The following is a 12,935-nucleotide window of genomic DNA, read 5'->3' on the forward strand; positions in this document are numbered from 1 at the left end:
CCGGCCCTGATTTTGCGGGCCGCGGAACGCGGTATCGGCTGCGCTGATTGGCGCAGCTCTCGCGCCATCCACGTGCTTGCTCTGGCGGTGCAACCTTCCCTACCCTCCCGCAAAACAAAAGCAGGGAGGAATCATTGGCTGAACGCACCGCGCTGTCGCGCCGCAGGCTGCTGTCCGGAGCCGCGGCTCTGTCCACCGCAGCCATTGTGCCGCGCACGAGCCTGGCCGACTGGCGTCCGACCGAGACCGTGCGGCTGATCGTCCCGGCGGCGCCCGGCGGCAGCACTGACGTGATGGGCCGGCTGCTGGCGGCGCATCTGCAGACCGGCTGGGGACAATCGGCCGTGGTCGAGAACCGCTCCGGCGGCGGCGGGACGATCGGCGCCGCGGAGGTCGCGCGCAGCACCAGGGGCGACGGCACCACGGTCCTGATCGGCAATCCCGGCCCCAACGCGATCGCCTATTCGATCTTCCGCAACCTCGCCTACAAGCCGGATCAGCTGCAGGCGGTGTCGAACATGATCCGCATCCCGAACATCGTCTCGGCGCATCCTTCGACCGGCATCAAGTCGATCGCGGAGCTGATCGCCTACCTCAAGGCCAATCCGGACAAGCTGAACTACGGCTCCTCCGGCGTCGGCCAGAGCCCGCATCTGACCGGCGCCTGGTTCCTGCAACTCACCGGCCTGAAGATGACCCACATCCCGTTCCGCGGCGCCGGGCCTGCGCTGCAGGGCGCGCTTGCCGGCGACATCCAGATCCTGTTCGACAACCTGTTTCCGTCGCTGCCGCAGGTCCAGGACGGCAAGCTGACCGGCCTCTGTGTGACGACGCCGGAGCGCAGCGCCAGTGCGCCTGACCTGCCGACCATGCGCGAGACCGCGCCGGAGCTCGCCAAGTTCGACGTCTCGTCCTGGTTCGGCGTGTTCCTGCCCAAGGCGTGTCCCCCGGAGATCGTCAGCGCGCTCAACCTGCAGGTCAGGGCGATGCTGGAACGCGAGGACATCCGGAAGACCATTGCGACCATGGGCGCGCGGGGCGATTACGGCACGCCGCAGCAGTTTGCCGGCTTCGTCGAGGCGGAGACGACCAAATTCGCATCGATCATCCAGAAGGAAGGCCTGCAGATGGACGTGCAGTGATCGGCTCGTGCGAGCCGGCCGCCGCCGTTTTCGAGGCGCCGTACCGAAGGGCATCTGAGGTGTAACGGCACCTTAAGTGAGACGGTGCGATAGATGGCCGCCGCGTGTCTTTGATCCGGTTATGAGATACCGTCAGCGGATGTCGGGCCGACAGCCTTCCAAGGTTGCGGACCATCACCGTCCGAAGGGCAGACCGCGGCGATGTCAATCGCATGAGCCGTGCCTTGCCAAGCAGCGTCCTCCACCAGCTCGAAGACATTCTCGCCAGCCGGTACGTCTCACGGCGCGCCGAAATCCTGGAGCGCGTGACCGACCTGTTCGTCGTGGGGTCGGGCAAGTTCACCGAAGAACATGTCGATCTGTTCGACCACGTGCTGTTCAAGCTGCTCGACAACGTCGCCGCCGCCGCGCGCGCCGAGCTGGGCAGCCGGCTCGCGGTGCTGCCCGACGCCCCGCCCCACCTGATCCGGCATCTGGCCAGCGACGAGACGATCGCGGTCGCCGGTCCCGTGCTGCGCCAGAGCGAACGACTCGACGAGCAGACACTGGTCGCGACCGCACAGAGCCGGAGCCAGGATCATCTGCTGGCCATCTCCGGCCGCAGGATCCTGACCGAAGCCGTGACCGATGTTCTGGTCGATCGCGGCGATCAGGCGGTGGTCTCGAACACCGCCAACAACGGCGGCGCCCGCTTCTCGGATATGGGCTTCTCCGGCCTGGTGACGAAGGCATCCGATGACGCCGGTCTGGCGCTGAGCCTGTGGGGGCGGCCCGACAGTCCGCGCGAGGTTCTGGTCAGGCTGTTCGTCGAGGCCTCGGACGCGGTGCGCAACCAGCTCGCGACAGCCGATTCGACGCGGGCCGAGATCCTCGAGATCGCAGTGGCGCAGGCCTCGGATCGTCTGCAAGCCAGTGCGCGGACGCGCTCCGCCGATTTTGCCAACGCGAAGGCCTACGTCGAACTGCTGCAGGCATCCGGTCAGCTGAACGAAGCCCATTTGCACGGCTTCGCCAAGGAAGGCAGCTTCGACAAGGTCACGCTGGCGCTGTCCTTGATGTCCAAGCTGCCGCTCGACGTCGTCGAGCGCGCCTTCGTCCGTAACCAGCCGGACCAGCTTCTGGTGCTCGCCAAGGCGCTCGACCTGTCCTGGGTGACGACGACCACACTGCTGTTCATGCAGGCGAGCGCCAGCGGCAGCGCACGCCCGCAGCTCGATCAGCATCTGGCGAGCTTCTCACAGCTACAGCCGAGAGCCGCCCAGAGCACCTTGCAGTCCTATCTGACCCGGCGGCGCGCGGCCGAATAGCGGACTGCAATAGGAAATGCCCGTCCCATGAAAAACCCCGCGGATCGCAACCCGCGGGGTGTTTGCTTCAGCAGGACGGTTCGACTGCTCAGTGCGCGAGCACCGCGAGCAGCAGCAGCGCCACGATGTTCGTGATCTTGATCATCGGATTCACCGCAGGGCCGGCCGTGTCCTTGTAGGGGTCGCCGACGGTGTCACCGGTGACGGCGGCCTTGTGGGCATCCGAGCCCTTGCCGCCGTAGTGGCCGTCCTCGATGTACTTCTTGGCATTGTCCCAGGCGCCACCACCTGAGGTCATCGAGATCGCGACGAACAGGCCGGTGACGATGACGCCGAGCAGCATGGCACCGACGGCCGAGAACGCCGCCGACTTGCCGGCCGCGCCGCCGCCGGCGATCGCATAGATCAGGAAGTAGACGACGATCGGCGACAGCACCGGCAGCAGCGAGGGGATGATCATCTCCTTGATCGCAGCCTTGGTCAGCAGGTCGACGGCCTTGCCGTAGTCGGGCTTGTCGGTGCCCTGCATGATGCCCGGCTTCTCGCGGAACTGCCGACGCACCTCCTCGACGATCGCGCCGGCCGCACGGCCGACCGCGGTCATGCCCATCGCGCCGAACAGATACGGCAGCAGGCCGCCGAACAGCAGGCCAACCACGACGTAGGGGTTGTTCAGCGAGAAGTCCGGCTTGATCCCCGCGAAGTAGGGATGGTGCGCGGAATCGGCGATGAAGAACTGCAGATCCTGGTTATACGCCGCGAACAGCACCAGCGCGCCGAGGCCGGCGGAGCCGATCGCATAGCCCTTGGTGACAGCCTTGGTGGTGTTGCCGACCGCGTCGAGCGCATCGGTCGACTTGCGCACCTCCTTCGGCAGACCGGCCATTTCGGCGATGCCGCCGGCATTGTCGGTGACGGGGCCGAACGCGTCGAGCGCGACGATCATGCCGGCCAGAGCGAGCATGGTCGTGGTCGCGATCGCGATGCCGAACAGGCCGGCCAGGCTGTAGGTGACCAGGATGCCGGCGATGATGACGATCGCAGGCAGCGCGGTCGATTCCATCGAGATGGCGAGGCCCTGGATCACGTTGGTGCCATGGCCGGTCACCGAGGCCGCCGCGATCGACTTCACCGGGCGGAAGTCGGTGCCGGTGTAGTACTCGGTGATCCAGATGATGAGGCCGGTGACGACGAGGCCGACCACGCCGCACATGAACAGCGCCGTGCCGGTGTAGTCGACGCCGTCGAGCTTGCCGAAGCCGATCAGCCAGGCGATCGCCAGCGCCACGCCGCCGAGCGAAAGGACGCCGGTCGCGATCAGGCCCTTGTAGAGCGCGCCCATGATCGACTGGCTGGCACCGAGCTTGACGAAGAAGGTGCCGGCGATCGAGGTGATGATGCAGATGCCGCCAATGGCGAGCGGCAGGGTCATCATGTTGGTCAAAAGCGACGACTTGGCGAAGAAGATGGCCGCCAGCACCATGGTGGCGACCGCGGTCACCGCGTAGGTCTCGAACAGGTCGGCCGCCATGCCGGCGCAGTCACCGACGTTGTCGCCGACGTTGTCGGCGATGGTCGCGGGATTGCGTGGATCGTCTTCGGGAATGCCGGCTTCGACCTTGCCGACGAGGTCACCACCGACGTCGGCGCCCTTGGTGAAGATGCCGCCGCCGAGACGGGCGAAGATCGAGATCAGCGAGGCGCCGAAGCCGAGCGCGACCAGCGCATCGATCACGGTGCGGCTGTCGGGTGCCAGCTTCATGAACCCGGTGAGGATGCCGAAATAGATGGTGACGCCGAGCAGCGCGAGGCCGGCCACCAGCATACCGGTGATGGCGCCGGCCTTGAAGGCGAGCTCGAGGCCGCCTGCCAGCGAGACCGTGGCTGCCTGCGCGGTGCGGACGTTGGCGCGCACCGATACGTTCATGCCGATGAAGCCGGCCGCGCCGGACAGGATCGCGCCGATCGCGAAGCCGATCGCAACCAGGGTTCCGAGGAAATACGCAAGGAGCACGAAGATCACGACACCGACGATTCCGATCGTCGCGTACTGGCGGCGAAGATAGGCCTGCGCGCCCTCACGCACGGCCGCCGCAATTTCCTGCATCCGCGCATTGCCGGCGTCCGCGCTGAGCACAGATTGTGTGGCCCAGATCGCGTAGACGATCGACAGCGCTCCGCAGAGCACGATCACCCATAAAGCTGACATTTAGTTTCCTCGGCTCTTTGCTTTTTCTAACTACGTCGCGCCGCGCTTGTGCAGCGCACGCCCCCTGTCAGGCAGCCCCGGGCGGAGCCGCCTCGAACGTCATGGACCTTGCCAAAATCGCCATGTTGACGCAACGCCGCGACGCCTGAACCGCTCCAAATTCGGACGCTTCTTTGGTCGCATTGTGCGCTGCAAATGGGTGTCAGAAGTGACTAAACGAGTCAGAAGTGACTAAACGACATGCGCGTCAGCGTGATGGGACGGCCCTGCCCGTCCAGGAAGCGCGGGACGTCCGCCCCTTCGACGATGGCGCCGATGTCGGTGACGGCAACGCCCGCCCTCTCGGCGGCGGCGCGGAACGCTGCGCATTGCGCTGCGGGAACAGTGCAGAGGATTTCGTAGTCGTCGCCGCCGGAGATCATGCTTTCCAACTGCGCGGCCCCGAGAGCGAGCAGCTTGGCCGCTGCCGGCGATCGCGGAATGTGTGGCAGCGCGATGTCGGCGCTCACGCCAGACGCGACGCACAGCTTGGAAAGGTCGCCCGCGAGCCCATCCGAAACGTCCATGGATGCGGTCGCGAAGTCTCTCACCGCCGCCGCCAGGGCATTGCGTGGCTGCGGCACGCGATAGCGGCCGATCAGCATATCCCGCGCGGCGGGATCGTCGGCGAGCGCTGCGGCCTCTGCGCGGCCGGCGAGGACGCCTAGGCCGAGCGCCGCGTCCCCGATCGTTCCGCTGACCATGACCCGGTCGCCGGGGTGCGCTCCGAAGCGGTGCACCATCCGCCCCCGCGGCACGCGGCCCCAGGCCGTGATCGAGACCATCACCGGTCCGGGCGTCGACACGGTGTCGCCGCCGAGCAGCGGGCAGCCGAACGCGGCCGCGTCCTCGCCGAGGCCGCGCGCGAAGGCGGACAGCCAGGCGTCATCCGCCTGCCGCAGCGCAAGTGTCAGGACGAAGCCGGCGGGCACGGCGCCCTTGGCGGCGAGGTCGGACAGGTTCACCCGCAGCGCCTTGCGCGCGATGGTGTCGGGCGGGTCATCCGGCAAATAGTGGACGCCTTCGACGATCGCATCGGTCTTGACGACGATGTCGTCGCCGTCGGCCGGAATGATTGCGGCGTCATCGACGAGACCGAAGGCCCCGGGATCGGTCGCCAGCGGCTTGAAGTAGCGGGCGATCAGGGAGTCTTCACCGGAGGGATTGGGGGTCATTGGCGGGCTCTCCCACCCTCCGCCGTCATCACCCGCGAAGGCGGGTGATCCAGTATTCCAGAGACGTCAGTGAAACTCCGAGAGGCCGCGGCGTACTGGATGCCCCGCTGGGGCCTGTCATCGGGCTCGCCCAAGGCGAGACCCGGTGGCGGGGCATGACAGCGGGGCAAACGAGCGACCATCCGATCCGAACCGATGTGCCAGGCAGATCGTCCGGTCCGACGCATTGCCCTACTTCTGTCCCATCTCGTCGGCGCGGTACTGCCGCGCAAGCTGTTCCAGCACCGCATTCACCATGCCCGTCTCGTCGCGCTCGACGAAGGCATGGGCGATGTCGACATATTCGGACACCACGACGCGGGCCGGAATGTCCTTGCGCCGTTCCAGCTCGTAGGCGCCGGCGCGCAGCACCGCACGCAGGATCGCCTCGATCCGCTTCAGCGGCCAGCCGCGCTCCAGCGCCGTGTCCAGCACCGGATCGATCCTGGTCTGGTCGCGCACCACGCCGGAGACGATGTCGCGGAAGAAGGCGGCCTCTGCCGGCAGGTATTGCTCGCCCTCGACCTCGTTGCCGAGCCAATGGCTCTCGAACTCGGCCAGGACGTCGTTGATGCCGGCGCCGGCAATGTCCATCTGGTAGAGCGCCTGCACGGCGGCGAGCCGCGCGGCGCCACGGCGGTTGGCCTTCCGGTCGTTCGCTCTGACCGGTCCCTTGGCGGGCTTGTTGCTGCTGTCGGCCATGTCAGCCTCGCGCCAGACGGCGTTTGATGCGCAGCACGGCGAGCGCGGCCCGCGCGGCATCGCCGCCCTTGTTCATCTCGGAAACGCGCGCCCGCGCCCAGGCCTGGTCCTCGTTGTTGACCGTCAGGATGCCGTTGCCGAGCGGCAGGCCGCGCGCCACCGACAGGTCCATCAGCGCCCGCGAGGACTCGTGGGAGACGATCTCGAAATGGATGGTGTCGCCGCGGATCACGCAGCCGAGCGCGATCGCCGCATCGTAGGGCTTGCCGTTATCAGCGGCGGCATCGAGCGCAATGGCGATGGTCGCGGGAATTTCCAGAGAGCCGGTGACGGTGAGCACGTCATAGGTCACACCGGCGGCCTTCAGCTCGGCGACGGCGCCTTCGAGCATCGCGTCCTGGAGGTCGTCGTAGAAGCGGGCTTCGACGATCAGCGCCCGAGCTCCGGAGATGTCGGTCTGGTCTTTGAGCGGCGCGCGCCGTGCGTCTGCCATGGTTCTGCTTCCATTGTCACAGGTGCCACACCCTGGGGAGCGGCCCTCTGGCCACGTCTCGAAGGGTGAGATGAAATCGGTCTCATGTTCGAGACGGTGCTGTGCGCCGCCTCGCCTTGAGGGCTCGCCTTGTAGGCGCGACAGCCCGCAAAGCCAAGACTGTAAGGCCCCTGCTGGGGACGTTACTTCAGTTCAGTGAGGCGCGCGGCGTAGCGTGCCATCAGGTCGACCTCGATATTCACCTCGCTGCCGGCCTGCCAGGACGACAGCGTGGTGACCGACAGCGTATGCGGAATGATGAGCACCGAGAAGGTCAGTTCGTCCACGGTGTTGACGGTGAGCGAGACGCCATCGAGCGTCACCGAGCCCTTGGTGGCGATGAAGCGCGCGAGCTCCCGCGTCGTCTTCAGCACGAAGCGCGCCATGTCCGGCAGGTCGTCGCGGCTGACAATGGTCGCGATGCCGTCGACATGGCCCGCGACGATGTGGCCGCCGAGCTCGTCGCCGATCTTCAGCGCCCGCTCCAGATTCAGCTGCGTGCCGACCCGCCAGTGCTTTGCGGTCGTCAGCGCCAGTGTCTCTGCCGCAGCATCGACCTCGAACCAGGTTTTCCCGTCGGCCGTGCCGGACTGCACAACAGTGAGGCAGACGCCGTTGTTGGCGATCGAAGCGCCATCCGCGATCGTGGCCTGGTCATAGCTGCAGGCGATGCGCAGGCGGTGCAGCTTGCCTTCGGTCCGCGGCGTCAGGCTGACGATCTCGCCGATGTCTGTGACGATGCCGGTAAACATTACACGCGCTCGTAAATCGTAAGGGTATCGTGATCGAGCGCCTCGCTAGCACGAACGCGATAGGCCGGCGACTGCGTGATTGCGGTCAACGGCAATGCGTCCAGCGCAGCGATCCCATCGGCTCCGATTTCGCCTGGTCCGCGCAGGAGCCAGATTTCATCGACCAGGCCGCTTGCCATGAAAGATGATGCGACGCGGCTGCCGCCCTCGATCATCAAGCGGGTGATGCCGCGCTCCGCCAGCGCGCGCAGCACCGCAGGCGGCTCCAGCGCCGACGGAGCTGCCTGCGGCGGCACCCGGATCACCTGCGCGCCGACCGCCCCGAATCTGGTGGCGGCCGCCGGCTCTGCGATCTCCGACCCGACGAGCCAGAGCGGCGTGGTGCGCGCCGTCTGCACCAGACGACTGGCTGCCGGCAGCCGCAGAATCGGGTCCAGCACGACGCGGACCGGCGAGCGCGCCGCCATGCCCGGCAGCCGGCAGGTCAGCAGCGGATCGTCAGCAATCGCCGTGCGGACCCCGATCAGGATCGCATCGCTCTGGGCACGCAACAGATGCACGCGCGTCCGCGCCGCCTCGCCCGTGATCGTGACCGGCTTGCTGCCGGCGGCTGCGATCTTGTCATCGGCCGAGACCGCGAGCTTCAGGATCACATGCGGCCGGCCGTCACGGATGCGGCGGAAATGGCCGGCATGATCGCGGGCGGCGTCGGCGGAGCACAGGCCGACCTCGACCTGAATTCCGGCGGCACGGAGCCTGGCATGCCCCTGCCCTGCGACTTCCGGATTGGGATCCTCGATGGCCGAGACGACACGGCTGATGCCGGCTGCGATGACCGCATCCACGCAGGGCGGCGACTTGCCGAAATGCGAGCACGGCTCGAGCGTCACGTAGAGGGTCGCGCCCTTCGCGGCCGCGCCGGCACGCCTGAGCGCCTCCGGCTCGGCATGCGGGCGGCCACCCGGCTGGGTCCAGCCGCGGCCGACGATGATGCCGTCCTTGACCACCACGGCGCCGACGGCGGGATTGGGCCAGGTCCTGCCCTGCCCGCGCCGACCGAGCGTCAGCGCCAGCTGCATGAAGCGGCGATCGGCGTCCTTCTGTGCCTTCAGCTTTTCGCCGACCTGATCGACCAGGATCCGGAAGATCATTTGCGGACCGGCGCCAGCCGCGGCGCCTCGTCCTCGGCCGAGAGCTCGCCGAGCACGGCCTCGAAATCCTTGGCCTCGCGGAAATTGCGGTAGACCGAGGCGAAGCGGACATAGGCGACGTCATCGAGATCGCGCAGATGCTCCATCACGATCTCGCCGATCGCCTCCGAGGACACCTCCGACTCGCCGCCGCTCTCGAGCTCGCGCACGATCGCCGAGACCATCTTCTCGACCCGCTCCGGATCGACCGAGCGCTTGCGCAGCGAGATCTGCACCGAGCGCATCAGCTTGTCGCGATCGAACGGCACGCGGCGGCCGTTGCGCTTGATGACGGTCAGTTCGCGCAGCTGCACCCGCTCGAAGGTCGTGAAGCGGAAATTGCAGGTGACGCAGACCCGCCGCCGCCGGATCACCGAGGAATCCTCGGTGGGGCGGGAGTCCTTCACCTGCGTATCGAGGCTGTTGCAACTCGGGCAGCGCATTGTGGCTTCAAGCCTTACTGATAGATCGGGAACCGGTCGGTCAGCGCCTTCACCTTCTCCTTCACCGCGGCTTCGACCAGCGGCGCGCTGCCGTCCGGCGCCTGGGCGATCGCGTTCAGCACCTCGGCGATCAGGCCGCCGACCTGCTGGAATTCGGCGACGCCAAAGCCGCGGGTCGTCGCCGCCGGCGTGCCGAGCCGCAGGCCCGAGGTGACGAACGGCTTCTCGGGGTCGAACGGAATGCCGTTCTTGTTGCAGGTGATGCCGGCGCGGACCAGCGCCTTCTCCGAGACGTTGCCCTTCAGCGCCTTGGGCCTGAGGTCAACCAGCATCAAATGGTTGTCGGTGCCGCCGGAGACGATGTCGAAGCCTTGGGCACGCAGCGATTCCGCCAGCGCCTTCGCGTTCTCGACGATGTTCTTCGCGTAAGTCTTGAACTCCGGCCGCAGCGCCTCGGCAAAGGCGACCGCCTTGGCCGCGATCACGTGCATCAGCGGGCCGCCCTGCAGGCCCGGGAAGATCGCCGAGTTCAGCTTCTTGGTGAACTGCTCGTCGTTCCACAGAATCAGGCCGCCGCGCGGGCCGCGCAGCGACTTGTGCGTCGTGGTGGTGACGACGTGGGCATGAGGCAGCGGCGAGGCATGGACGCCGCCTGCGACGAGGCCGGCGAAATGCGCCATGTCGACCAGGAAGTAAGCGCCAACGTGGTCGGCGATCTCACGGAAGCGCTTGAAGTCCCAAGGGCGCGAATAGGCGCTGCCGCCGGCGATGATCAGCTTGGGCTTCACCTGCTCTGCCTGGCTGGCGACCGCATCCATGTCGATCAGCTGGTCCTCGCGCCGCACCGTGTAGTGCGAGGCCTTGAACCACTTGCCGGACATGTTGACCGGCGAGCCATGGGTCAGATGGCCGCCCGCGGCGAGATCGAGGCCCATGAAGGTGTCGCCCGGCTGCAGCAGCGCCAGGAACACGGCCTGGTTCATCTGGCTGCCCGAGTTCGGCTGGACGTTGGCGAAATTGGCGCCGAACAGCTTCTTGGCGCGGTCGATCGCGAGGTTCTCGGCGACGTCGACCCACTCGCAGCCGCCGTAATAGCGCGCGCCCGGATAGCCCTCGGCGTATTTGTTGGTCATCACCGAGCCCTGGGCCTCCAGCACGGCCCGGCTGACGATGTTCTCCGAGGCGATCAGCTCGATTTCGTGCCGTTGCCGACCGAGCTCACCCTTGATGGCGGCGGCGATTTCGGGATCGGCCTCGGCCAGGGTGGCGGAAAAGAAGGAATCGACTGACGAGGCGGGCTTGGCACTGGAAGCGGTCATCGGCGGAATATCTCCACGTCCGCAAAGCCTTAAGCGGCTTGCGGTCGGTTCAGTGAAGGCGGTCGGAAAAGACCCCTGCCCTTACCATACGGGCGGCGGCAGGCCAAGGGACAGGTCAAGCGGTTGCGGGTCAAACCAAATATTTGCGCCAGATATGGTGGACGGCCGCCGGAGCAAGCCCCTGTCTTCAAGCCCCGCCGCAGGTGTGCCAGCTCTCCGACATCTGCCACGTTTCCTTGGTCCGAAGATTGGTCGCCTTGTAAATCCGTCCCCGGTCATCGCCCGGCGGGCATTTCTTCGGCTTCCAGACGGTGCAAAGCCGCACGGCATCGCCCAGTTTGGAATGGGCCGCACCGGCGTTCCACTCCGCATCGATCTGCTCGGCGCCGTTTTGATACTGAACGTAGGTCCCCTGATCCATGACAGGCAGGCCGTCCTCGTCGAGCTTTTCACCGAGCTTGAACGGAGAAGGTGACAACGGCTTCTCGGACGCATCGGCGATTTTCGTGATCGTCGTCTCTGCGCAGGCCCCAATTCGGGCCAAGGCCTCGCGGCCTCTCGGTACTTTCGGGGAAGCAGCCGTCTCGGCTGTGCTCGTGGACCGGCTCGACTGTGCGCAGACGAAAACCAAGGTCACCGCTGTAACGATGAATCGAGACGCCGGATGCATTGATATCGCCCCAAAAAGAAAACCTGCATGAAACCGGGCGGTCTCATACAGGTTGTCTGGATCGGGCGGCAAGCGCACAGCGCGAAAAATCTCGCGCCGATCTCACAAGCCGGTGTAGCCCGCCTTCACCGGATCTACGCGGCCATCGAGCTGGCGCAGATAGGTCAGGCCGCACACCGTCAGGCGATGCGGATCACGCTCGCCCGCTTCAAACAGCGTGTGAATGTAGGCGCTCACCTTCCGGCGCGCCTCCTCGCTCGCGGCAGCGGAGCGGTTCGCAAGCAGGTCGTAGGTGTGCATGATACGATCGATTGCGGCTTCCATGTCATCCCCTCTTGAACGTCAGGCCGTCAGACAGATTCGAATATCGAAATCGCTTTGTTGGCCAGCCTGAGCTTGTTGAATTCTCCGCGGTGAACCAGCTGCACGATGATGTCGACGAGCCTGTCGTTCGGCGTGACGGCGTCAGGCATCGCGCCCGAGCGGCGCAGATAGTCGGCGGCGATGGCATAGGCATCGCCGACCATCTCCACGTTCAGGACCTGCATTCCGCGGTCGTGCAGCATGATCCGACCTCCGGCGGGGATAAGCCTCAGAGGCGTGATTTGGTTCCAATTCGGAGCGAATGGTTTTGCGGGCGCGAAACAAAGAACGGCGCCGACCCGAAGGGGGCCGGCGCAAGGTCGAACTCAGACGATGGGCAGCTCACCGGTCTTGCTCCGAGAGTCGGAGGCCGGTTCAGCCGAAAGATTGAGACCGCATCAGAGGCGATACAGGATCTGGTCGGTCCAGAACCGCTCGAGGCGATGCAGCGACTTGTTGAGGGTCGAGAACTCCTCGCTCGAAATGCCGCCGACCTGCTCGACGGTCTTGACGTGCTTCTGATACAGCGCGTCGACGATCCGGCGGATCTCCTGGCCCTGCGGCGTCAGGCGGATGCGGACCGAACGGCGGTCGACACGCGAGCGCTGGTGGTCGAGGAAGCCGAGCTCGACCAGCTTCTTCAGGTTGTAGGACACGTTGGAGCCGAGATAATAGCCGCGCGTGCGCAGCTCGCCCGCGGTCAGCTCCTTGTCGCCGATGTTATAGAGCAGCAGCGCCTGGACCGAATTGATGTCGGAACGACCGCGACGATCGAACTCGTCCTTGATGACGTCGAGCAGGCGGCGATGCAGCCGCTCCACCAGCGTCAGTGCTTCCAGATAGAGTGACTGCACGGTGCCGCCTTGGCCCGGCGCAGCAGTCTCCACGGCCGTTGCAACGGCTTTCATCATGACACTTCCCCTGTCGTCGTTTTTGTCGACTTATTCGACGAAACTTTTGTCTCGTCTGATAAAACGAGCTTAAGGGGCGTGCTTTGAAGATCGCCTTAAATAAGAGCATAAAGAGAGAATGAATCGCGGAGAGTGAATCCTC

Annotated in this window: 14 protein-coding genes; 2 read left to right on the forward strand and 12 right to left on the reverse strand. The window is 66.0% G+C overall.

Features of this window, described 5'->3' with window-relative positions; genetic code table 11:
- The first annotated feature begins 134 nt into the window (after positions 1-134).
- Complete coding sequence (locus LQG66_RS07485; RefSeq protein ID WP_231324948.1) at positions 135-1,142, forward strand: Bug family tripartite tricarboxylate transporter substrate binding protein; 1,008 nt, start codon at positions 135-137, stop codon at positions 1,140-1,142.
- A 224-nt stretch (positions 1,143-1,366) separates the two neighbouring features.
- The gene (locus LQG66_RS07490; protein ID WP_231324950.1) at positions 1,367-2,449 is read left to right on the forward strand and encodes a DUF2336 domain-containing protein; all 1,083 of its coding nucleotides are present in this window, start codon (positions 1,367-1,369) and stop codon (positions 2,447-2,449) included.
- Positions 2,450-2,537: 88 nt separating this feature from the next.
- On the opposite strand, the gene LQG66_RS07495 is transcribed toward LQG66_RS07490, so the two are convergent.
- The 12 genes from LQG66_RS07495 to ldtR all read right to left on the reverse strand — a co-directional run bounded on the left by LQG66_RS07495 (position 2,538) and on the right by ldtR (position 12,793).
- Positions 2,538-4,658 carry a sodium-translocating pyrophosphatase gene (locus LQG66_RS07495; protein ID WP_231324952.1) on the reverse strand — a complete coding sequence of 707 codons (2,121 nt, stop codon included), beginning with the start codon at positions 4,656-4,658 and terminating at the stop codon, positions 2,538-2,540.
- 221 nt (positions 4,659-4,879) lie between these two features.
- On the reverse strand, positions 4,880-5,872 hold the full coding sequence (gene thiL, locus LQG66_RS07500; protein ID WP_231324954.1) for a thiamine-phosphate kinase: 993 nt from the start codon (positions 5,870-5,872) through the stop codon (positions 4,880-4,882).
- A gap of 231 nt (positions 5,873-6,103) precedes the next feature.
- Entirely contained in the window at positions 6,104-6,613 is a 510-nt protein-coding gene (gene nusB / locus LQG66_RS07505; protein ID WP_231324956.1) for a transcription antitermination factor NusB, read from the reverse strand.
- Between the two features lies 1 nt (position 6,614).
- Entirely contained in the window at positions 6,615-7,106 is a 492-nt protein-coding gene (gene ribH, locus LQG66_RS07510) for a 6,7-dimethyl-8-ribityllumazine synthase (RefSeq protein WP_231324958.1), read from the reverse strand.
- A 182-nt stretch (positions 7,107-7,288) separates the two neighbouring features.
- Positions 7,289-7,897 carry a riboflavin synthase gene (locus LQG66_RS07515; protein WP_231324960.1) on the reverse strand — a complete coding sequence of 203 codons (609 nt, stop codon included), beginning with the start codon at positions 7,895-7,897 and terminating at the stop codon, positions 7,289-7,291.
- Positions 7,897-9,048 carry a bifunctional diaminohydroxyphosphoribosylaminopyrimidine deaminase/5-amino-6-(5-phosphoribosylamino)uracil reductase RibD gene (gene ribD, locus LQG66_RS07520; protein ID WP_231324961.1) on the reverse strand — a complete coding sequence of 384 codons (1,152 nt, stop codon included), beginning with the start codon at positions 9,046-9,048 and terminating at the stop codon, positions 7,897-7,899. Before ribD ends, LQG66_RS07515 begins: the two co-directional genes overlap by 1 nt.
- Positions 9,045-9,530 (reverse strand): transcriptional regulator NrdR, encoded by a 486-nt coding sequence (nrdR, locus tag LQG66_RS07525; RefSeq protein ID WP_006612773.1) that lies wholly within the window; start codon positions 9,528-9,530, stop codon positions 9,045-9,047. The genes ribD and nrdR overlap by 4 nt, the downstream gene beginning before the upstream one ends.
- Positions 9,531-9,544: 14 nt before the next feature.
- Positions 9,545-10,849, reverse strand: coding sequence for a serine hydroxymethyltransferase (gene glyA / locus LQG66_RS07530; protein ID WP_231324963.1), 1,305 nt, complete (start codon positions 10,847-10,849; stop codon positions 9,545-9,547).
- 187 nt (positions 10,850-11,036) lie between these two features.
- On the reverse strand, positions 11,037-11,591 hold the full coding sequence (locus LQG66_RS07535) for a hypothetical protein (protein WP_231324965.1): 555 nt from the start codon (positions 11,589-11,591) through the stop codon (positions 11,037-11,039).
- A gap of 30 nt (positions 11,592-11,621) precedes the next feature.
- Positions 11,622-11,843 carry a hypothetical protein gene (locus LQG66_RS07540; protein WP_231324967.1) on the reverse strand — a complete coding sequence of 74 codons (222 nt, stop codon included), beginning with the start codon at positions 11,841-11,843 and terminating at the stop codon, positions 11,622-11,624.
- Positions 11,844-11,869: 26 nt separating this feature from the next.
- Complete coding sequence (locus LQG66_RS07545) at positions 11,870-12,085, reverse strand: hypothetical protein (RefSeq protein WP_231324969.1); 216 nt, start codon at positions 12,083-12,085, stop codon at positions 11,870-11,872.
- Positions 12,086-12,280: 195 nt separating this feature from the next.
- Positions 12,281-12,793 (reverse strand): transcriptional regulator LdtR, encoded by a 513-nt coding sequence (gene ldtR, locus LQG66_RS07550; protein WP_006612768.1) that lies wholly within the window; start codon positions 12,791-12,793, stop codon positions 12,281-12,283.
- Positions 12,794-12,935 lie beyond the last annotated feature (142 nt).

The organism is Bradyrhizobium ontarionense, from assembly GCF_021088345.1.
Taxonomy (GTDB): domain Bacteria; phylum Pseudomonadota; class Alphaproteobacteria; order Rhizobiales; family Xanthobacteraceae; genus Bradyrhizobium; species Bradyrhizobium ontarionense.